The organism is Acinetobacter sp. LT1 (genome assembly GCF_059800965.1).
The window spans coordinates 1-21,973 of sequence record NZ_JBBAXE010000023.1 but is presented as its reverse complement, the minus strand read 5'-3'; the positions used below and the strand labels follow the sequence as shown (position 1 = coordinate 21,973).

The 21,973-nt window shown below is 38.7% G+C and carries 16 protein-coding genes; 11 read left to right on the top strand and 5 right to left on the bottom strand.

Annotation, left to right across the window (positions count from 1 at the left end; genetic code table 11):
* Nucleotides 1-82: 82 nt before the first annotated feature.
* From purT to dapC, 3 genes are read left to right on the top strand one after another with little or no spacing between them, the layout of a single operon-like run.
* Complete coding sequence (gene purT / locus WBW42_RS17385; protein WP_080776853.1) at nt 83-1,300, top strand: formate-dependent phosphoribosylglycinamide formyltransferase; 1,218 nt, start codon at nt 83-85, stop codon at nt 1,298-1,300.
* A 27-nt stretch (nt 1,301-1,327) separates the two neighbouring features.
* Entirely contained in the window at nt 1,328-3,991 is a 2,664-nt protein-coding gene (gene glnD / locus WBW42_RS17380) for a [protein-PII] uridylyltransferase (protein ID WP_000608324.1), read from the top strand.
* A 25-nt stretch (nt 3,992-4,016) separates the two neighbouring features.
* Nucleotides 4,017-5,186 (top strand): succinyldiaminopimelate transaminase, encoded by a 1,170-nt coding sequence (dapC, locus tag WBW42_RS17375; RefSeq protein WP_032006689.1) that lies wholly within the window; start codon nt 4,017-4,019, stop codon nt 5,184-5,186.
* A 53-nt stretch (nt 5,187-5,239) separates the two neighbouring features.
* On the opposite strand, the gene WBW42_RS17370 is transcribed toward dapC, so the two are convergent.
* The 4 genes from WBW42_RS17370 to msrB form a co-directional block, all read right to left on the bottom strand.
* A complete protein-coding gene (locus tag WBW42_RS17370; protein WP_032006690.1) occupies nt 5,240-5,872 on the bottom strand; it encodes a LysE family translocator in 633 nt (210 codons plus the stop codon).
* 64 nt (nt 5,873-5,936) lie between these two features.
* A complete protein-coding gene (locus WBW42_RS17365) occupies nt 5,937-6,773 on the bottom strand; it encodes an AraC family transcriptional regulator (RefSeq protein ID WP_032057071.1) in 837 nt (278 codons plus the stop codon).
* 8 nt (nt 6,774-6,781) lie between these two features.
* Nucleotides 6,782-7,267, bottom strand: a complete 486-nt coding sequence (locus WBW42_RS17360; RefSeq protein WP_002114194.1) for a glutathione peroxidase — start codon at nt 7,265-7,267, stop codon at nt 6,782-6,784.
* Complete coding sequence (gene msrB / locus WBW42_RS17355; RefSeq protein WP_002114184.1) at nt 7,264-7,683, bottom strand: peptide-methionine (R)-S-oxide reductase MsrB; 420 nt, start codon at nt 7,681-7,683, stop codon at nt 7,264-7,266. Before msrB ends, WBW42_RS17360 begins: the two co-directional genes overlap by 4 nt.
* Before the next feature lie 239 nt (nt 7,684-7,922).
* On the opposite strand from msrB, the gene WBW42_RS17350 reads away from it, so the two are divergent.
* The 8 genes from WBW42_RS17350 to WBW42_RS17315 all read left to right on the top strand — a co-directional run bounded on the left by WBW42_RS17350 (nt 7,923) and on the right by WBW42_RS17315 (nt 21,460).
* The gene (locus WBW42_RS17350) at nt 7,923-9,353 is read left to right on the top strand and encodes a pyridoxal phosphate-dependent aminotransferase (protein WP_014206525.1); all 1,431 of its coding nucleotides are present in this window, start codon (nt 7,923-7,925) and stop codon (nt 9,351-9,353) included.
* 473 nt (nt 9,354-9,826) lie between these two features.
* On the top strand, nt 9,827-11,134 hold the full coding sequence (locus WBW42_RS17345) for a dicarboxylate/amino acid:cation symporter (protein ID WP_002114420.1): 1,308 nt from the start codon (nt 9,827-9,829) through the stop codon (nt 11,132-11,134).
* A 670-nt stretch (nt 11,135-11,804) separates the two neighbouring features.
* Nucleotides 11,805-12,872 (top strand): type II asparaginase, encoded by a 1,068-nt coding sequence (locus tag WBW42_RS17340; RefSeq protein WP_032057072.1) that lies wholly within the window; start codon nt 11,805-11,807, stop codon nt 12,870-12,872.
* A 198-nt stretch (nt 12,873-13,070) separates the two neighbouring features.
* Nucleotides 13,071-16,634, top strand: coding sequence for a DNA polymerase III subunit alpha (gene dnaE / locus WBW42_RS17335; protein WP_032057073.1), 3,564 nt, complete (start codon nt 13,071-13,073; stop codon nt 16,632-16,634).
* 14 nt (nt 16,635-16,648) lie between these two features.
* A complete protein-coding gene (locus WBW42_RS17330) occupies nt 16,649-17,488 on the top strand; it encodes an RNA methyltransferase (protein ID WP_017386153.1) in 840 nt (279 codons plus the stop codon).
* Nucleotides 17,481-18,293: a serine O-acetyltransferase gene (gene cysE, locus WBW42_RS17325; RefSeq protein WP_014206521.1), complete on the top strand. Its 813-nt coding sequence runs from the start codon at nt 17,481-17,483 to the stop codon at nt 18,291-18,293. The genes WBW42_RS17330 and cysE overlap by 8 nt, the downstream gene beginning before the upstream one ends.
* A gap of 105 nt (nt 18,294-18,398) precedes the next feature.
* Nucleotides 18,399-19,337 (top strand): ABUW_2363 family tetratricopeptide repeat lipoprotein, encoded by a 939-nt coding sequence (locus WBW42_RS17320; protein ID WP_017399898.1) that lies wholly within the window; start codon nt 18,399-18,401, stop codon nt 19,335-19,337.
* 116 nt (nt 19,338-19,453) lie between these two features.
* The gene (locus WBW42_RS17315; protein ID WP_032057074.1) at nt 19,454-21,460 is read left to right on the top strand and encodes an esterase/lipase family protein; all 2,007 of its coding nucleotides are present in this window, start codon (nt 19,454-19,456) and stop codon (nt 21,458-21,460) included.
* Nucleotides 21,461-21,513: 53 nt separating this feature from the next.
* Here WBW42_RS17315 and WBW42_RS17310 read toward each other — a convergent pair.
* The coding region (locus WBW42_RS17310) for an FAD-dependent oxidoreductase (protein WP_336735392.1) at nt 21,514-21,973 on the bottom strand (460 nt) is incomplete at its 5' end.

Below are 21,973 nucleotides of genomic sequence, written 5' to 3'. Positions count from 1 at the left end.
CCGACAAAATTACTTTTTTATGCATGATAAGGCTTAACTCCACCATAAGTTCTGCTATGCTTAAAAAAATAATTTTGTCAGGATGATTCGCATGAGCGTGACACTCGGTACCCCACTTCAATCTTCTGCATTTAAAGTTTTATTGTTAGGTTCAGGAGAGCTTGGCAAAGAAGTTGTAATTTCCTTACAACGCCTTGGTGTAGAAGTACATACAGCCGACCGTTATGATCACGCACCAGCAATGCAAGTTGCACATTTTTCTTATGTGTTAAACATGGCAGATCCTGCTCAATTAAAACAACTCATCGAGAAAATTAGGCCAAATTTAATTGTTCCAGAAATTGAAGCAATTGCGACAGAAGTTTTACTTGAAATTGAAGCGAGCAAAACAGCAACTGTCATCCCTTCTGCTAAAGCTGTAAACCTCACAATGAACCGTGAAGGCATCCGCCGTCTTGCGGCTGAAGAACTTGGCCTACCTACTTCTGCTTATCGTTTTGCTGATACGCTCGAAAGCTTCCGCGCCGCTTGCGATGACATTGGTTATCCAAACTTTGTAAAACCAGTCATGTCTTCTTCAGGTAAAGGACAGTCTCGTGTAAAAAGTTTCGATGAAGTTGATGCTGCATGGGAATATGCAATGCAAGGTGGCCGTGTTAACCAAGGTACGGTCATTATTGAATCTCAAATTGATTTTGATTTTGAAATTACATTACTTACCGTTCGCGCTAAAAACCCTGAAACTGGTGAAATTGAAACTCATTACTGTGACCCAATTGGTCACCGCCAAGATGCCGGTGATTATGTAGAAAGCTGGCAACCTCAACCAATGACGGCGGCGGCACTCGAAGAAGCAAAACGTATTGCAAATAAAGTGACAACTGCACTTGGTGGCTGTGGTATTTTTGGTGTAGAACTGTTTATTAAAGGTGACAAGGTTTGGTTTAGTGAAGTCTCACCTCGCCCACACGATACAGGACTCGTAACTTTAGCATCTCAGTTTCAAAGTGAATTTGAACTGCATGCACGTGCAATTTTAGGTTTACCTGTAAACACAGCACGCCACAGTGTTGCAGCAAGTGCAGTAATTTATGCTGGAGTTGATGCCAGCAATTTAAGTTATAGCAATCTCAATGTAGCTTTAACACACCCAGACACCGATTTACGCCTGTTTGGCAAACCAGAAGGTTTCAAACGTCGTCGTATGGGGGTAGCAACCGCTCGTGCTGAAAATACTGATCTTGCTCGTACCTTAGCGAAAGAAACCGCTGATCAAGTAAGCGTTCAAACAAACTCTTAATTTTTACTTATTGGTAGACCCATTTTCATGATCAATATATCGCCATTGTTGAACTATGTCTCAAGTCATCATGATATTAAAGCCATTAATCAATGGCGAACGGATGTAGAAAAGCAGTTGCAAGATTCATATGAAAATGGGCAATCTATTCGTGAAATCATTAAAGCCCGTTCAGATTTAGTAGATGAAGCACTGATCTTTTTATGGAAACATGCTGAACTCGATCAGACAGAACTGGGCCTTTTTGCTGTAGGCGGTTATGGACGCCGTGAAATGTTGCCCTATTCTGACGTCGATATCATGATCCTATCGGAGCATGAAATTAACGAAGAAAACGAAAAACGTATCTCTACATTTATTTCGTCTTTATGGGACGTTGGCAATTTCAAACCCGGCATTAGTGTTCGCACGATTCAAAGCTGTGTTGAGCAGGCCGCTACCGATTTAACCGTTGCAACAACTTTAATTGAGGCGCGGTTAATTACTGGCAATAGTCAGCTTGCGAAATGGCCTCGCCGTATTGTTTCGCAGACATGGACTGACAAAACATTTTATGACGCAAAAATGGCCGAACAAGCCAAGCGTTACCATCAACACAACAATACTGAAAGTAATTTAGAACCCGATATTAAAAATGCACCAGGCGGTATCCGTGACATTAACCAAATTGGCTGGATTGCCAAACGTCACTTTCGCGTAAACCGGATTTATGACTTAGTGCATTTAGGTTTCATTTCAGAGTTTGAATTGGCAGTTTTAGAAGAAGCAGAAAGTTTTCTTTGGGAAATTCGACATCATTTACACCGTTTAGCTAAACGTGATGAAAACCGTTTACTCTTTGACCACCAAAGGGAAATTGCCGCTAAATTTGGATATGTGCGTCAAGAAGGTCAACCTGTAAATTATGGTGTTGAGCAATTCATGAAGCGCTACTACCGTACGGCGCAACAGGTTTCAACACTCAATGAAATGTTGCTGGCGTATTTTAGCGAGTCAGTGATTACTCCTCGACTCCCCAACTATGAACGCAAAATTGAAGTTGTTAATGATCACTTTAAAATTGTCGACAATAAACTTGCGGTACAGCATCATAAAATATTCGCAGAACATCCAAGCGCAATTTTAGAGCTGTTCTATATTTTAGCCAATCGACCAGATATTGAAGGTATTCGCGCCCGAACTTTACGCTTACTTATTCTTGCCGCAAAACGAATCAACCAAAGTTATCGCGATAATCCAGAGCATCAAGCACTGTTTATGTCGATTATTCGTTCACCATATCGTTTATACGATACCTTGGTTGCGATGAAACGTTATGGGGTTTTAGGAAACTATATTCCTGCTTTTGGCCAAATTATGGGCCTTATGCAATATGACCTATTCCATATCTATACGGTCGATGCTCATACATTATTATTGCTGCGTAATTTAAATCGTTTTAGAGAACCTGAATTTGCCAAAGAATTCCCTGTAGTAAGTTCAGTTTTCCAACGTCTTGCTCGTCAAGATATTGTGTTCATTGCTGCTTTATTCCATGACATCGCAAAAGGTCGCGGTGGTGACCACAGCGAACTCGGCGCAGAAGACGCGATTGAGTTTGGCCGTGCACATGGCTTTACAGAGCGTGAATGCAAATTAATTGCATGGCTTATTCAAAACCATTTGCTCATGTCTTTGACCGCTCAGAAAAAAGATATTTCTGATCCTGATGTCGTGAAAGATTTTGCCGAAAAACTGGGCGATATGGAGCATCTCGATTATCTATATACCTTAACGGTTGCCGATATTAACGCGACAAATCCAAAACTATGGAACACATGGCGCGCTTCTCTCATGCGTCAGCTTTATACGCATGCTCGTGATGTAATCCGTACAGGTTTAGGCCGTCCTGTTGACTACCAAATGCTGATTGAAGACACCAAGTTTGCAGCAAGTGAATTATTAGTAAATAACTTTGCATTGGCTGATGTCGAAAAAGTATGGCAAGAACTAGGTGATGAATACTTCATTAAAGAATCGGCGGATGAAATTGCGTGGCATACACAAGCAATTTTAAAACACGGTGATAATCCAGAGCCATTAGTCCTATTGCGTGCTCACCGTAAAGCAGCTCAAGATGCGGTGCAAATCTTTATTTATACTCGCGATCAACCTAACCTATTTGCCACCACTGTTGCCGTTTTAGACCGAATGAACTTAGACGTTCAGGACGCAAAAATTATCACGGCAAGTACAGCATTTAGCTTAGACACTTATGTTGTACTTGATCGTTTCGGGACATTGCTTACCGACCCAGAACGTGAAGAAACCGTTAAAAATGCATTAGTGAAAGCCCTTAGCCAACCAGACCAATATCCGGGACTCATGCAACGTCGTATTCCACGTCAATTACGTCATTTCGATATTGAAAATACAGTCGACGTAACATTAAATGAAGCCTTACAGCAAAATATGGTCGAAATTTCAACACTCGATCACCCCGGCCTACTTGCACGCGTCGGTGGTTTATTTATGATGCAAGGTTTAGACATCCATTCAGCCCGAATCGCAACTTTAGGCGAACGTGCCGAAGATATTTTCTTTGTCACCAAAAAAGATGGAAAACCGCTGAATAACGAAGAGGTCAAACTCTTCTCGGAAAAACTGAAAGCTGCATTAGATGAAGCATCTAATCAAATTTGTCAGCACTGAAACTCAACTACTTGGTAACTGTTTAATGAACTCTAGCTTGTCGTTATTACACCCGTATCCATTTGAAAAGTTAAACCAACTTTTTAAGGATACTACTCCTGCTAACCTTCCCTTGATTCCTCTATCAATTGGCGAACCTAAGCATCCAGCACCAGAGTTTGTTAAACAGGCTATTATTGATAACTTTAACCATTTATCAACTTATCCAAACAGCAAAGGCTTACCAGAGCTTCGCCAAAGCATTTCAGATTGGTTAACTAAGCGCTTTAAACTTAACAGCATTAGTGCTGAAAACCACATCTTGCCTGTCTCTGGTACACGTGAAGGCATTTTCTCTTTTGTACAGGCATTAATTAATCGTGAAGATGCACCTTATGTGGTGATGCCGAACCCATTTTATCAAATTTATGAAGGTGCAGCTTTACTTGCAGGTGCAAAGCCATACTTCATTAATTGCACGGAAGAAAATGGCTATTTAGGTGATTTTGATGCAGTACCAGCAGAAGTTTGGGAAAAGACAGCCCTACTTTTTGTATGTACACCGGGTAACCCAACAGGTACTGTGCTTTCCAAAGAACAATTTAAAAAGCTAATTGCCTTATCTGATCAATATAATTTCGTTATTGCTTCTGATGAATGCTATTCAGAGCTTTGGTTTGACCAAGCACCTACTGGTCTATTAGAAGTTTGTGCTGAGCTTGGTCGTGATGACTACAAAAACTGTATCGTATTTCATTCACTTTCAAAACGCTCAAACTTGCCGGGTTTGCGCTCAGGTTTTGTAGCGGGTGATGCCGATCTGTTAAAGCCATATTTACAATACCGCACCTATCACGGCGCGGCAATGCCTGTTCAACACCAGCTTGCTTCAATTGCAGCATGGAACGATGAAAACCATGTTGAAGAAAACCGTAAGCAATATCGTGCAAAGTTTGACTTATTCCAATCTGAGCTAGGCCATTTACTGCCATTACAAAAACCTGATGCTGGATTTTATTACTGGTTAAAAGTCGATAATGATGAAACTTTTGCCAAGATACTGATGGAAAAAGCACACATTAAAGTTTTACCGGGTCGTTATCTATCTCGTGATACCGAACAAGGTAACCCTGGTGCCAATCATGTGCGTATGGCTTTAGTAGCAGATTTGGCACAATGTGAAGACGTTGTTAAACGTTTAAAAGCGATTCTTTAAACCCAGCAAAATTGCATAGCCTTCATTTTGTTTAGAAGGCTATGCGATCTGCTTTAACTATAGGCAACCAATAACACTGCGAAAAAAATGAAAGCCAGACTGGAGCAATAATATATTCCTCTAGCAGAGCGTTTAATCTGTGCTAATACACGCTCTTGACGCAATAAACGAACTAATAATAAATTCCACCCGAAAACCACTCCTGTCATCCATATACTCATTAGTAATTTTTGAAATAAGCTAAATTCCTGTTGAATAGGTAACATTAAACTACTATAAAACATAATATTTTTAGGATTAAGAAGACTAGATTGCAAACCCAGAGCCAAGCTTTTAACTTTACTCTTATAACTAGACTCTTGTTCAACCAAACTATTTTCAGCAACAGTAATATTTAAGTTTGTTCCTTGAGTGGCTCTAAAACAAAGAAAACTCAAATAAACTAAATATCCAGCCCCCAGCCATTTAAGTACTAAAAGAATCGTTTTGCTTAAATTGCCAAGCACCATAAATCCAAATATACACACCATTAAGATAACAGCATTACCCAAAGTAATTCCCAGAATAACGCCATAGGTATAACGTGCTCCTTTTTGCAAAAGACTGGTCAAAATAAGAAAAAAATCTGGACCTGGAGATAGTAGTGCTAAAAAGTGAGTAAAGGCGATAACCAAAAAAACTTCCATAACGATTTCATCTTTAAAATTGTATGGAGTAGCTTAAAAATAGAGAAAAATAATTTCTTGTAAATTATTGCGCGGCTGCAAGTTGAAACTGTCGAGGAGTAATTCCCGTATGTGCTTTAAAAGCTTTATGAAAATGGCTTTGATCACTAAAGCCTAAATTGACAGCTAGCTCTGCGAGTGAAATCCCTTGCTTTAATTGAGCTCTGGCTTGATTAATCTTTAAATTAATTTGAAATGCATGTGGAGTTAAACCAACATTGGCCTTGAATAAACGAATGATTGCATATCGACTAAGACCAACCTGCTCTGCAAGCTCTTCAAGAGAAATAAATTGTTCTGACGATTTAATAATATGAATTAAGTCCAAAAAATCTTCATACAAATATTCAGTTTTTTGTATTTCTTCTAATACGAAATGTGGGAGTAACAACTGGGTAAGGCAATAGATCAGCGACTGTTCTTTTTCAATAATTAATTTTTCAGGATCGAATAAAGTTTCATTCATATCAGAAAAAGCCTGATATAAAGTTTCTTCTTTTATTATGAGCGGCTTATGCTGAGGCAGATGTAAATCCAGACCATGTTCTCGAAATTCTGAATACAGCTGATTTAACCACCTTATGTCCAAATGTAGCATTTGGTAACTCCAAGCCTGATCCGGCAAAGGGTTACATGAATGCTCAATATGTGCTGGTACAATCACCAAAGTACCAGCATCAATCTTTTGGGGCGTACCAAATGAACTATGAAAAACGCTATTCCCCTCGTCTATAGCCCCGATAGAAAACGTTGGATGACTATGAGACTTATAACACGTTCGGCTAAAACAGGATCTTCTGGTTTCAACATACGGCATTCGCCCATCTTGCCAAAACTCAAAAGCTTGAGGAATAGCGTTCATTTAAACGATTAACTCGCTAATGCTTTTTCAATATCAGCTTCTAAAGCTTCTGGCTTAGTCGTAGGTGCATAGCGATTTAAAACAGCACCATCTTTGCCTACCAAAAATTTGGTAAAGTTCCATTTAATGCTACTACTACCTAAAATACCTTTAGCTTCACGTGTTAAATATCTAAAAATCACATGGGCTTCCGGACCTTTTACATCAACTTTAGCAAACATGGGAAATTTTACCCCATAGTTACGCTGACAGAAGCTACCAATTTCTTTATTGCTTCCTGGATCTTGCCCACCAAACTGGTTGCAGGGAAAACCTAAAACTTCTAATCCTTGATCTTTATATTTTTCATATAGTTTTTCGAGGCCAGCAAATTGTGGTGTAAAACCACATTTACTGGCAGTGTTTACAATTAGTAAAACTTTACCTTTGTAATCAGCCAATTGCTTAACTTCACCCTCTAACAGCTCAGCTTCAAACTGATAAATATTACTCATGGATAGGTTTCCTCATCATTTTTTTCTTCTGTTTTCAGTTGTAATGATGCCGAGTTTACACAGTAGCGCAAACCTGTCGGCTGTGGTCCATCTTCAAATACATGCCCTAAATGAGCTTCGCAATCATGACAAACTATTTCAGTTCTGACCATACCATGCGTTAAATCTTCATGTTCATCAATGACAGCACCATTGATCGGACGGAAGAAACTTGGCCAACCGCAACCGCTATCATATTTGGTATCTGATGAGAACAACTCTGCGCCGCAGCAACGGCAAACATAGGTACCATGTTGCTTAGTATTCCAGTATTGCCCCGTAAATGCAGGTTCAGTGCCTTTTTGTCGTGTAATCCGATACTCTTCTGGTGATAACTCTCTTTGCCATTCCCGGTCTGTTTTATTGACTTTTCCCATGACATACACCTTTTATTCTGAAGTAAACATTTCTGATGATCGAGTTTTATATTTACGCCATTCATCACAAAAACACTAGTCTCTGAACGTAAAATTTGTTGGAATTTAAACATATAAAGAACAAAAAGCAAAAAGTAAGCAAAATACAAAATCAAAAGTAAGCAAATTTATTACCAATCTACTTTAAAGCAAGCAAACATAGTGCTATTCTAAGTGCGCACGGTTGTATAGGACAGAACATGTCTCAGAAAAAAAGTGTGGTTTTCCAACAACTACTACCAATTATCAAACAATATCAACAATCGGGTTTTACCCATGAAAAAATTGTTGAACTATTGAAAGATCAACATGATCTAAATTTGGTAACAGTTAAAACATTTAAAAGTTATTTATACCGATATGCAAAAGTGAATCCCGTTATGTCTAAAAATACTGCTACCATCCATTCCATGCCATCTACTCGAGAAATCAAAAAATCATCGAAGCTTGAGCATGTTTGTTATGACATCCGTGGACCAGTTTTACGAGCCGCCAATGAAATGGAAGAGCAAGGACATAAAATCATTAAGCTGAATATCGGCAACCCTGCTCCTTTTGGATTTGAAGCACCCCAAGAAATTATTAATGATGTTGCTTTAAACTTACCAAATGCAATTGGTTATGTTGACTCAAAAGGTATCTTCCCTGCTCGTAAAGCAATTTGTCAGTATTACCAGCAAAAAGGAATTCTCAATATGCATGTCAATGACGTGTATATTGGTAATGGCGTATCTGAACTCATCGTAATGGCTATGCAAGGCCTATTAGATGACGGAGACGAAATGCTGATTCCAATGCCGGACTATCCGCTTTGGACAGCAGCAGTTAATCTTTCAGGCGGCACAGCAATTCATTATAAATGTGATGAAGAAAATAGCTGGTATCCAGATATTGCTGATATCGAAAGTAAGATTACTCCGAATACACGCGGTATTGTCATCATTAACCCGAACAACCCTACAGGTTCGGTATATCCACGCCATATTCTTGAACAAATTGTAGCGATTGCAAAAAAATATGATCTAATTTTATTTGCTGATGAAATTTACGACAAAATTATTTATGACGGTATTGAACATGTTTCAGTAGCATCATTAGCGGGCGACCAGCTTTGTGTATCTTTTAATGGTTTATCAAAAGCTTATCGCATTGCAGGCTTCCGTTCAGGTTGGATGGCAATTACGGGTGATAAAAGCCGTGCTGCCGACTATATCGAAGGATTAGATATGTTAGCGTCAATGCGCCTATGTGCTAACGTTCAAGCTCAATATGCGATTCAAACTGCCCTAGGCGGTTATCAATCAATTAATGACTTGATCCGTCCTGGTGGCCGTTTATATGAACAGCGTAATATTGCTTGGGAAATGCTTAATGAAATTCCAGGCGTAAGTTGTGTAAAACCAGATGGAGCAATGTACTGTTTCCCGCGCCTTGACCCGAACATCTACCCAATTGAAGATGATGAAAAGTTAATGCTTGATTTGCTACGTGCAGAAAAAGTTTTATTGGTGCAAGGTACAGGCTTTAACTGGCCAACACCTGATCATTTCCGCGTGGTTTTCTTACCTGCTGAAAATGAATTACGTGAAGCAATTACCCGTCTAGGTCGTTTCTTAGCCAATCGTCGTTAAAAAATGCATAACAAAAAAGGTATCTATAAATAGGTGCCTTTTTTATAATTCTATTTTTTTCATTTTTATAAAAGAAGAATCTCCTAACCACATAACAATTTTACCAACACAAAATAAATTATTGTATTTAAATTATTTTTATAAATTTTATAATTCTTTTAACTTTAAAAATTAGTTAATTTTTTGATTTATATATTTTTTACCATACGTTTAAAATCACTTGATTTTCTTCAATCTACTTAACCTTTATTATGCAAAAAATGCATGGATCAATATTTTTTTGCATTTCACACCGCTTCAAAATCGAGCAACAATCCATCTCCATAACAACATCGCCATATTCGATTCGGTTAAAACAGATACAGATCTAGGAAGATAACATCGTTAGAACGACCGAACTGAACTAACAAGGAAAGCTTTCAATCATTCAAATCCCATCAAAGGATGATTGAATCAAATGGATAGAGGTTCATATGAAGCAAAAGAAATTGCTCAAGTATATTGTTGTTGCTATTTTACTTGGCATACTGACAGGTTGGATTTGTCACCACTTCTTTAATGAGGGTGAACAATTGAAGCAAATCGCTTCTTATCTCAACATACCTACAGATATCTTTTTACGCCTTATCAAAATGATTATTGCTCCATTGGTATTTGCCACTATTGTTTCAGGCATTGTATCAATGGGGAAATCTACATCAATCGGCAGTATCACCCTTAAATCAATGACTTGGTTTATTACTGCTTCGTTCGTATCGCTTGCTATCGGTATGGGTCTGGCAAACTTTTTCCAACCAGGTGCAGCTTTAGATTTAGTATTACCAACTGCGCAACAATTGAGTAGCTCTTCTGCTCCAGCGACTACAGGCTTCACTCTACAATCATTTTTAAGCCATGTTTTCCCACGCAGTATTGCCGAAGCAATGGCAAACAATGATATTTTGCAAGTCCTTGTTTTCTCTATTTTCTTTGGCTCAGCCCTTGCTTTTGTAAATCAAGGCAAAGAAAAAGATTCAGTTATCATTCGTTTAACTGATGAACTCAGCAAAATCATGTTCCGTATTACTGATTACGTCATGATGTTTGCACCTGTTGCAGTATTTGCAGCAATCGCTTCAGCAATTACAGTACAAGGTTTAGGCTTGATTGTTGACTATGGCATTTTAATCGCAGAGTTTTACTTCGGTCTTTTATTACTGTGGATCATCTTATTCTCTGTAGGTGCAATCGTACTTAAAAAAGATATTTTCCGCTTAGGTAAATTAATTCGTGAACCTGTAACGCTTGCTTTTGCTACAGCTTCAAGTGAATCAGCCTATCCTAAAGTTATGGATGCACTAAATAAATTTGGTGTGCCTAAAAAAGTAACGAGCTTTGTATTACCTTTAGGTTATTCATTCAACCTTGATGGTTCAATGATGTACACCACGTTTGCAGTGCTCTTTATTGCTCAGGCCTACAATATTGATCTTAGTTTCACTCAACAAATCTTAATTTTGTTAACTCTAATGGTAACAAGTAAAGGTATTGCAGGTGTTTCTCGAGCTTCTATTGTAGTTATTTCAGCGACGCTCACTATGTTCCACTTACCTGAAGCTGGCATCCTTTTATTGCTCGGTATCGATCAGTTCCTTGATATGGGCCGTACCGCAACAAACGTAGTAGGTAACAGTATTGCTACCGCAGTTGTTGCCAAGCTTGAAGGCGATAAAGTGGCCGATACTGAAGAACTACCAGAGCCAGTATTAATTAAATCAACTCAAGAACAAACGACCGCATAAGTTTCTCTTTTCTCCCACTCTCCCAACTTAAGAGCAATTTTATATGACCTTATAAAATTGCTCTTTTTTTATTTTAAAATTACTGGCAGAAATTCACCTATATTTTTATATTAAATAATGACTTTAAACTGCTATTAAATTTTCTTAAATCAAACCTTAAAAATAGAATAAAAATGATTCAAACAAATTTTATATTTTTAAAAATAAATACCAAGTGATTAAATTTTAATTCAATTTACAACAATTAAATTATATTAAATTAATGGAATTATTTTTCAATTCATACTGAAAAATTTAAAATCATCTTAATATTAAATTATAACAATAAAAATCAACAATATAAAAATATCAAATGGCAAAAAATTACTTAAACACCTCTATTATTTTTTAATTTTATACAGATAAAAAAATCATTTGTTTTATTTATATAAAAAAGTAAACAAATCAAGATAAATTAGAAAAACTTAATAGATTTTTTATTTTATTCATGTTATTTATTAGCGCTAAATAAAAGCAATGACTAAGCAATTGTTGATGAAACAAAATGCTATTCAAGGATGCTTCTTATTCAAACAAGTTATGAATATGTTTTACATGGTATGTATTTTGCTTAGGAAAAGCAGTCATATTCAACAAACTTTTACTTCGTCACTTCATAAGGATATTTTCGATGTTGACTAAAACTGTTAAATCTTTAGGTTTAGCGATGGGCTTGTTAGCCTGCTCTCTCCCACTTTATGCAAAAAATAATGTTGTTGTAGTTGCGACTGGCGGTACTATCGCTGGTGCTGGCGCAAGCTCGGCAAATAGTGCAACTTATACTGCTGCAAAAGTTCCTGTTGATACGCTAATTAACGCAATTCCACAAATCAAAGATTTGGCAAATGTAACTGGTATTCAAGCATTACAAATCGCTTCTGAGAGTATTACTGACAAGGAATTATTAGAAATTGCTCGTCAAGTGAATGAGCTTGTTAAAAAGCCATCTGTTAATGGTGTCGTAATTACACACGGTACAGATACTTTAGAAGAAACAGCATTTTTCTTAAATTTGGTTGTCCATACTGATAAACCGATTGTACTTGTTGGCTCAATGCGTCCTTCAACTGCTCTTTCAGCTGATGGCCCACTTAACCTTTATAGTGCAGTTGCTTTAGCAGCTTCTGATGATGCGAAAAATAAAGGCGTTATGGTTCTCATGAACGACTCTATTTTTGCTGGGCGTGATGTAACTAAAGGCATTAACATTCATACAAATGCTTTTGTTAGCCAATGGGGCGCTTTAGGTACATTGGTTGAAGGCAAGCCTTATTGGTTCAGACAATCTGTAAAACGTCATACAAATGCTTCAGAGTTTAATATTGAAAATATTAAAGGCGATGCACTTCCAACTGTACAGATCGTTTATGGTTCGGACTCTATGCTTCCAGATGCATATGAAGCGTATGCAAAAGCTGGTGCTAAAGCGATCATTAATGCAGGTACTGGTAACGGTTCTGTACCAAAATATATCGTACCAACCTTACAAAATCTTCACGACAAAAACGGTATTCAAATTATCCGTTCATCACGTGTCGCACAAGGTTTCGTATTACGTGATGCAGAACAACCTGACTCTAAATATGGTTGGGTAGCAGCACATGATTTAAACCCTCAAAAAGCGCGTCTTCTTGCAGCTTTAGCTCTTACTAAGACTAATGACACGAAAGAAATTCAGCGCATGTTCTGGCAGTACTAAGTTTTTCAACCAGCCCAAACATAAAGTTTGGGTTGGTCCTATTTCTTAAAAATAAGCTCTTTTATATTCAATCTGTACAATAGATATTCAAATCATTCTTCTTAAATAATAAAATCCTTAACAGTTTGCCAAAATATTAAGCATTTCGTTTTAACTTTGCGTGCTAAACTATGCTGCAGTCGTATTAAGGATTGGTTTATGCAGTTTGTTCATCTCGGTATTTATACAGAATTTTCGATTACAGAGTCGATAGTTCGCATACCTGACTTGGTCAACGCTGCGGTTAAAGACCAAATGCCTGCGCTGGCATTAACCGATCTATCAAACCTTCATGCAGCAGTAAAATTTTATAATTCTTGTTTAAAAAAAGGGATTAAGCCGCTTTTAGGTAGCACAATTCGCCTTGACGATGCTCAACATCGTGCAACTTTACTTGCAATGAGTAATGTAGGCTGGAAAAGTCTAACTGAAATCGTTTCACGCGGTTTTATTGAAGGTCAACAACTTAGTATTCCATGTGTAAAAAAAGAATGGGTACTTGAACAACATCAAGATATTATCGTTTTACTTGGCCAGCATAGTGATGTAGGTCAGATGCTTTGCTCATCTAACCCTCAAAAAGCGGCTCCCCTTTTAGAAGCATGGATCGAAAAATTTGGTAACCGTGTTTATCTAGTTTTAACACGTACCGATCGTCCCGGTGAAGAAGACTTTATTCAAGAAGCCGCTAAACTTGCTGCCCAATATAATGTCGGGGTAGTTGCGCATAATGATGTGCACTTTGTAGAAAAAGAAGATTTTGAAGCACACGAAGCCCGTGTTTGTATTGCTGATGGCTATGTATTAGCAGATGATCGTCGTCCACGCTTATATAGTCCTGAGCAACATTTTAAAACCTCCGATGAAATGATCGAGTTGTTTTCAGATATCCCAAGTGCTATCGAAAACACCTACAATATAGCAAAACGCTGTAATGTTAGCCTACAACTAGGCACCTACTTTTTACCTGACTATCCAATTCCAGATGGCTTTACCATTGACACTTACTTTGAGCATTTGTCAAAAGTAGGTCTAGAAGAACGTTTAGATTATCTCTACCCTGTCGAAAAACGTGGCGAAGACTGGCCAGAGATTCGTAAACCTTACGATGAACGAATTGATTACGAAGTCGGCATTATCCTCAAAATGGGATTCCCGGGTTACTTCCTTATCGTCATGGACTTCATCCAGTGGGCAAAAAATAATGGCGTTCCTGTCGGACCAGGCCGTGGTTCAGGTGCGGGTTCGCTCGTTGCATATAGCTTAAAAATTACTGATCTTGATCCTCTTCGTTACGATCTACTTTTCGAACGTTTCTTAAACCCAGAACGTGTTTCGATGCCCGACTTTGACGTCGACTTCTGTATTGCCGGACGTGACCGCGTTATTGATTATGTTTCCCGTACCTATGGACGTGAAGCCGTGTCGCAAATTGCAACTTTCGGTACGATGGCGGCAAAAGGTGCAATTCGTGACGTTGCCCGTGTATTGGGTAAGTCTTACGGTTTAGCTGACCGTATCTCAAAAATGGTACCGACTAAACCGCTCGGTGTGGACTTAGCCACTGCTATCGAGATGGAACCTCAGCTTAAAGATATCGTTACCAACCCATCAAACCCAGATAATGATGATGCGAGTGAAATCTGGGAAATGGCTTTAAAACTAGAAGGCATCACTCGAAATACTGGTAAACATGCCGGTGGTGTCGTTATTGCACCAGGTAAGATTACCGATTTCTCGGCTGTACTTTGTGATGAAGATGGAACAAGCCGTGTTGCTCAATATGATAAAGACGATGTAGAAGCAGCTGGTCTCGTCAAATTCGACTTCTTGGGTTTACGTAACTTAACCGTTATTGAAGACGCAATTCAAAATATTAATAAAAATCGCGATAGTAATGATCCGCTCATTATTTCGCATGTTCCACTTGATGATGCTAAAGCATATTCAGTCTTTGCCGATGCAAATACAACCGCGGTATTCCAGTTTGAATCCGTCGGCATGAAACGAATGCTTAAAGAAGCACGTCCAAGTAAATTTGAAGAGATTATTGCGTTCGTATCATTGTACCGTCCTGGTCCAATGGATCTTATTCCTGACTTTATTCACCGTATGCATGGTGGAGATTTTGAATATCTTCACCCACTTCTTGAAGGTGTATTAGAGCCAACTTACGGGATTATGGTTTACCAAGAACAGGTGATGCAGACTGCACAGATCTGTGCGGGTTATACGCTCGGTGGCGCGGACTTACTACGTCGTGCAATGGGTAAAAAGAAACCTGAGGAGATGGTTAAGCAGCGCCAAATTTTCTTGGCAGGTGCTGCAGAAAAAGGGATTGATGAAAGTACAGCCAACCATATCTTTGACTATATGGAAAAGTTCGCTGGCTATGGTTTCAACAAATCTCACGCTGCCGCTTATGCCCTAGTTGCTTACCATACTGCATGGTTAAAAGCACATTATCCTGCTGAGTTTATGGCAGCGGTAATGTCATCGGAAATGCAGAACACCGACAGTGTTGTATTTTTAATTGATGACTGCCGAAATAATGGCCTAGAAGTTTTACCACCATCAGTCAATATGTCGACTTATCATTTTCATGCGAGCGATGATAAAACTATTGTGTATGGTTTAGGTGCAATTAAAGGTGTCGGCGAACAAGCTATGCAGTCAGTTATTGACTCTCGTCGACAATTTGGTCCTTATACAGATCTATTCGATTTTTGCCATCGTATTGATTTGAAGAAAATCAATAAGCGTACTCTTGAAGCGTTGATTCGTGCAGGTGCACTCGATTGCTTGGGAATTGAACGTGCAAGCCTAATGGCACAATTGCCTGAGGCGGTTCAAGCTGCCGAACAAGCGCGCAGCAATCGTGAAAGCGGTATTATGGATTTATTTGGTGAGGTTGAAGAAGTTCAGCGTAAGCCAGCTAAACCCGTTAAACCGTGGAGTGATGAAGTTCGTCTAAAAGGCGAAAAAGACACGCTTGGTCTATATCTCACTGGTCACCCAATTGATGTTTACCGCCAAGAGCTTAAAGCTTTTATTCCTGTAAAACTTAATGAAATTACGGCTACACGTCGTGGTGTTACAACAGTCTATGCAGGTTTAGTCATTGACGTCGCAAACTTCCCAAATCGGGTAGTTATTGTACTAGATGATGGTACAGCTCGTATTGAAGTAAGTTGCAACCATGAGCGTTTCCAACGTTTTAAAGATATTATCCAAGTTGAGCGTGTTGTCGTCTTTGAAGGCGAAATTTATGAAAGAGAAGGCTTTGAACGTCCAATGGGCCGTTTAACCAAGGCTTTTACTTTAAATGAAATACGACAAAAACGTGCTAATAGCATTCAGATCAAATTAACAGAAGAGTTTATGCAAGCCACTTTGGCAAAAGATTTACAAAATATCATCTTGCCATTTTGCAATGTAGATATGCATCAACATATCACTCTACAGCTACAGATTGATCAACCTTATGCTCAAGCCGAGCTTCAACTTGGTCCGCAATGGAAAGTTGCTCCTCTCGATGAATTACTTGCTAAACTCAGAGATTATTTTGGTAAAGATAATATTTATATTGAATATCAAGTAAAGTCGAAAGCAGCTAAAGCAGCAGAACCTGCTCGTCCGCAAACCGTTGCTTCCCCTCCCGCGGACATGACTATGGACGATGCATTGGATTTATACCAAAGCGAAGTTTCTCAATATTCGTAATTTCTGGAAATCTTATGAGTTCGTTTGATCACAACACTGTGTCAAAACAATTAGCACAAGTGCGTATTGTCATGGTAAACACTACCTTGCCTGCCAATATTGGCAGTGCTTTACGTGCCATGAAAACAATGGGGCTAATTAAATTAGTTCTTGTTGCACCTAAAACATATCCTCACCCAGACATACAAGCGCTTGCTGCTGGTGCGCAGGATTTATTTGAACATCTTGAGATTGTCGATACTTTAGAAGATGCTATTAAAGATTGCCATTTAGTGTTTGGAACAAGTGCACGTAGCCGTACCATTCCTTGGCCTTTACTTGACGTAAGACCTGCTGCCAAAGAAGCCATTAAAGCCACCTGTCAGGGACAACAAATTGCGATTGTTTTTGGCCGTGAAGATCGTGGTTTAACAAACGAAGAATTAGCATTGGCCAATTATCATTTAACAATTCCTGTCAATCCTGACTATGGCGTATTAAATGTTGCGCAAGCAATTCAAGTCGTATGTTACGAACTTCGCATGTCTGCTCTAGAGCAACAAAACGTGGACCAAGATGCAGAAGAAATGCCATTAGTCCAAGGTCAAAGCATGCAATGGGATGAGCCTTTGGTTACTCAGCAACAAATGGAAGAGTTTTACCCTCATCTAGAGAAAATGCTGACTGAAATTGAATTTTTAGATCCAGATAATCCACGTTTGTTACCTTTACGCTTGCGTCGTTTATTTGGTCGTATACAATTAGATCGTATGGAATATCATTTACTTCGCGGTATTTTTAGTCGTGTACAAGCCCTAACCAGTGGTAAATGGAAAAAAGCATTATCTGACAAGGAGGATCAACCCAATGCTTAAACAGCTGAAAGAAGATATAAAGGCTGTATTTGCGCGAGATCCTGCTGCCCGCAATACACTCGAAGTTCTCACGACCTACCCTGGCATTCATGCGATTATGATGCATCGTGTCGCACATGAGTTATGGCAAAAAGATTGTAAAGGTGCTGCTCGCCTTCTTTCTTCATTTAGTCGTTTTGCAACAGGAATTGAAATTCATCCTGGCGCTAAAATCGGTAAACGTTTTTTTATTGATCACGGTATGGGTGTTGTGATTGGTGAAACGGCTGAAATTGGCGATGATGTTACGCTTTATCACGGTGTTACCCTAGGTGGAACAACATGGAAGACTGGCAAACGCCACCCAACTTTAGAAGATGGCGTTGTTGTTGGTGCTGGTGCAAAAATTTTAGGTCCATTTACCATAGGCAAAGGTGCTAAAGTCGGTTCAAATGCTGTGGTAACTAAAGCTGTTCCTGCTGGCGTGACCGCTGTAGGGAACCCTGCTCGCTATATTTATAAAGATGCGCCTGACAAGAATAAAGATGAAGAACGTCGCCGTGATTATGCGCAAAGTATTGGTTTCGCTCCATATGCGACAACTGCTGATCAGTCTGACCCTATTTTAGAGGGTATGCGCGTTTTACTTGATCGTATTCAGCATAATGAAACGCGTATGAATAATTTATGCCAACGTTTATCAGAGCTAGACCCGAGCTTCAAAAAAGAAAGTCAGGATGAACAGCCTTTTAGTGATGAAGAACTGAAAATTATTGAAGAAGTTCGTCGTGAATGCGGTGCGCAAGATAAGACATCAAAAACGTAATATTCTTGATTCATAATGTAACACGCTTACCCTTGCATGTATGTTTAGCTTTTCCTAGACTTACCTGTACCAAATCTGACTTTACTAAAATGAACGGAAGATCCTATGAATTTTAAGCCTTTGGCATATATAATCCTTGCGACCTCAAGTTTAACCGCTTGTACAATGGCACCCGTAAAAGAACAAAAAATTGAGCCTTTTGTTTTCAAGGAACCAGAGCTTACTCCTCCTTTTTATGCGCTAAACCCTTTTAACTATGATCAGCCACCGGCATTTGAAGTTGCATTAAAAGACGCTGCTGCACAGCCTGTAACCAAAATGGTCGTTAATCGTCAAGATGATCCAACCAAACAGCTTACTCTCGACGTCAATAAACTGATCGTCCCGACTGTCAATAATTCACAACGTTCAATGAAATACGCAGTTTTAGCCGGTGAAAATGAAATTGACGTGACTACTATTGATGACTTCTTACAATTAGTGGAAGGTAAAGCACGTCACTACCCACCTCGCTTTACTGACCGTCAAGAACGTAAAGGCTTTGAAAGTAAACTTAAAGAAGTAACACAACAACTTGATACACTTGCTGCAAATCCAAATGCATCATTTGATATTTTAATTCGTGCTTTTAAAGCAAGTGTTCTTGCACGTAACCTTGATTTAGGTACTGTTCATACCACTAAATCTTTAGAATATGCTCAAAGACTTTTAAAAATTAATCCAGATGATGCGGAGACAAATTTCTGGTTCGGTTTTGGTTTATCTGAAGGTGGCGGTCAACGTGAAGCGATTCCATATTTAGACAAAGCCATTAAAGGTAATGTTCAAGAAGCATATTTAGCTGCTGCAAATAACTATATTGCAATGGAGCAAAAGAAAAACGCGATCCAGACGCTAAAGAACTATAAAGTTAAATATCCAGATGAAGCGGAAATTGCTGACCGTTTAATTCAAGAAATTGAAAAACAAGGTCGTTGGAACGTATGGCAAGTTTTAACTAACCCAGCAATGTCAGCAACTACTCCTGCTGCACCTAAAAAATAAGCTTAATTCTATAAAAAAGGGCTGTTTTGACAGCCCTTTTTTATATTTGATCATTTGAAAAATATTTTAAAATTTGTATGATTTACCTACCATTGAGCCACTATATTTTGACCATAATGTTTTCAATAAAAAGAAGCAAAACACTGTTGACGGTCATACTACTCGGTTCAATTCTGAGTGGTTGTCAGGTCGTAAATGTTAAACAGCAAGCTTTGAATGTAACGATTGCAAATGAACGTAATAGTATTCTTACCCAAGATAAACTTAGCGAAGCGAGTCTGAATGTTTTATCAATGTCTGGTCAGGAAGCTAAAGTTTGTACAGATACACCTGAAACCTGTGTAAATCAACTCAAAAACCTTCCTCAAATTTTAGATGAACAGTTCTTATCAGCAGCAAGCGAGATGTATCTCGCAAAAGCAATGGCTTTATCAGATACATCTGACTGTAAAGTAAGTAGATTTACTAAACATAAATCTGAAGAAGAACAAAAGAATATTCTGAATAGATATGATGATTGCTTAGACCAACAATTGAGCCTATTAGATAAAAGTATTCGCTATAGCTATGCCTATCTATTTTCAACAAAACGTAAGCCTAATGACCGTATTTTTGATAATAGACAAGTTCAAATTCGCGATTTCTATAATCAAGCAATCGCCAAAATGGTCAGTGTTTATGATTTAAGATACCCGAAAAAAAATGTGGTAGAGCCACAAATCCATATTGGTAAGAGTGTTTATTCAATAGACTTTGAATTTCATAAACAACTATCAGGCCAAAAGTTAGAGAAATTAATTTCAAGTTATAACCTGAATTTTTCTGGCTTAAGAACCATTAACCGCCGCGATGGTTTTGGCTCCGAATTTGTGGCTGTTTTTCCGAGTTCAGGAAATGAAGATATTAATGAATATATTTTAGATCCACTTAAATATAATTATAAAAATGGTGTTAATCCAAATATTCATAACGCACGCTACTTAGCTGCGACTATTGTAGCTGAACCCAAACACGCGACCACTGTCGAAGAAATTATTAATAATCCAGAATTCGTGATTCGAGTTTATGATCCATATCGGACAGATAATATTAATGTAGCAGGCAAGCAATATCCGCTAGCAGCTAACTTTTCAGCACCTTATGGCCTATGGTTAGCCGAAAACAATTTAGGAGTTGCAGCTTATTTAACTCTGATTGACCGCGATCAGCATTTAACTATGCCGCATTTATATATGCTCGAACCTTATAATCCAAACAAAAAAATTATCGTGTTGGTGCATGGCTTGGCAAGTAGCCCCGAGGCATGGATTGCGCTGACCAATGATGTTATGGGCGATACGGTTTTAAGAGACAATTACCAAGTTTGGCAAGTTTTCTATTCGACCAACATGCCAATTTTGGAAAGTCGTTTTCAGATTTATGCACTCTTGAAACAAGCTTTTGGTTCATTAAACCCAAGTGACCCTGCCGCGCATGATGCGGTCCTTGTTGGACATAGTATGGGAGGTATTATCAGCCGTTTACTGGTCAGTGATGGAGATATTACTAAACCTGCCTTAGAGTTAATGACGATCCGTCAGCAAAACCGCTTTAAAAAACATCCGATGGTTACTGAACGATTGCAAATGCATTCAATCAATAATTTTGATCGTGCAATTTTCTTGGCTTCCCCTCATCGCGGTACAGATTATGCGGATCGTTGGTTTACCTTGGCAGCACGTAAAATTATTCGTTTACCGGGTGCATTTTTGTCGGCTGTAGCGACTTCACTGACAACCGAGAATTTAGATGTTAAGGATTTCTTGAGTAATATTGATAATGGTTTGATTCAAAATGGACCAAGTGATCTAAGTCATCAATCTAAATTTATGGAGCTGACTAAAAATATTAATCCACACCAAGGATTAGTTTTCCATTCAATAATGGGAAATATTACCAAGAGTGATGATCCAAATGTGATTACCGATGGCATCGTTCCGTACAAAAGTGCTCACTTAGAAGGTGCAAAATCTGAGAAAGTTCTTCCAGGTGGCCATTCAATTCAACTGACACCACAAGCTGTATTAGAGTTACGCCGTATTTTACGAGAGCATTTAGTCGAACACGGTTTATATAAACCATAAAAAGAAAAAGAGCCAAAGGTTATCCTTTGGCTCTTTCGTTTTGAACTTAAATTTTACTGCCCAGAACGGATGATGTAATCAAACGCTGAGAGTGATGCTTTAGCGCCTTCACCTGTAGCAATAATGATTTGCTTGTAAGGTACAGTCGTACAGTCACCCGCAGCAAATACACCTTGCACATTGGTTTCGTTGCGGTCATTCACAATGATCTCGCCACGGTTGGTTAATTCAACTTCACTGTCTTTCAAGAAGTCAGTGTTTGGCAGTAAACCAATCTGTACAAAGATCCCTGCAAGCTCGACCACATGCTCTTCATCAGTCGCACGGTCTTTATATTTAAGACCAGTCACTTGTGAACCATCACCTAACACTTCTGTACTTAAGGCATTCATAATCACCGTTGTGTTTGGCAAGCTATGCAATTTGTTTTGCAACACTTGGTCAGCACGAAGCTTGGTGTCAAACTCAACCAGAGTTACATGCTCAACAATCCCTGCAAGGTCAATTGCTGCC

What these genes read in the sequence shown, in the direction of transcription:
- dapC (WP_032006689.1), top strand. Translation starts at nt 4,017, where the DNA reads ATGAACTCTAGCTTGTCGTTATTACACCCGTATCCATTTGAAAAGTTA.
- WBW42_RS17340 (WP_032057072.1), top strand. Translation starts at nt 11,805, where the DNA reads ATGTTGACTAAAACTGTTAAATCTTTAGGTTTAGCGATGGGCTTGTTA.
- dnaE (WP_032057073.1), top strand. Translation starts at nt 13,071, where the DNA reads ATGCAGTTTGTTCATCTCGGTATTTATACAGAATTTTCGATTACAGAG.
- WBW42_RS17330 (WP_017386153.1), top strand. Translation starts at nt 16,649, where the DNA reads ATGAGTTCGTTTGATCACAACACTGTGTCAAAACAATTAGCACAAGTG.
- WBW42_RS17345 (WP_002114420.1), top strand. Translation starts at nt 9,827, where the DNA reads ATGAAGCAAAAGAAATTGCTCAAGTATATTGTTGTTGCTATTTTACTT.
- WBW42_RS17350 (WP_014206525.1), top strand. Translation starts at nt 7,923, where the DNA reads ATGTCTCAGAAAAAAAGTGTGGTTTTCCAACAACTACTACCAATTATC.
- cysE (WP_014206521.1), top strand. Translation starts at nt 17,481, where the DNA reads ATGCTTAAACAGCTGAAAGAAGATATAAAGGCTGTATTTGCGCGAGAT.
- WBW42_RS17320 (WP_017399898.1), top strand. Translation starts at nt 18,399, where the DNA reads ATGAATTTTAAGCCTTTGGCATATATAATCCTTGCGACCTCAAGTTTA.
- glnD (WP_000608324.1), top strand. Translation starts at nt 1,328, where the DNA reads ATGATCAATATATCGCCATTGTTGAACTATGTCTCAAGTCATCATGAT.
- msrB (WP_002114184.1), bottom strand. Translation starts at nt 7,683, where the DNA reads ATGGGAAAAGTCAATAAAACAGACCGGGAATGGCAAAGAGAGTTATCA.
- WBW42_RS17360 (WP_002114194.1), bottom strand. Translation starts at nt 7,267, where the DNA reads ATGAGTAATATTTATCAGTTTGAAGCTGAGCTGTTAGAGGGTGAAGTT.
- purT (WP_080776853.1), top strand. Translation starts at nt 83, where the DNA reads ATGATTCGCATGAGCGTGACACTCGGTACCCCACTTCAATCTTCTGCA.
- WBW42_RS17370 (WP_032006690.1), bottom strand. Translation starts at nt 5,872, where the DNA reads ATGGAAGTTTTTTTGGTTATCGCCTTTACTCACTTTTTAGCACTACTA.
- WBW42_RS17365 (WP_032057071.1), bottom strand. Translation starts at nt 6,773, where the DNA reads ATGAACGCTATTCCTCAAGCTTTTGAGTTTTGGCAAGATGGGCGAATG.
- WBW42_RS17315 (WP_032057074.1), top strand. Translation starts at nt 19,454, where the DNA reads ATGTTTTCAATAAAAAGAAGCAAAACACTGTTGACGGTCATACTACTC.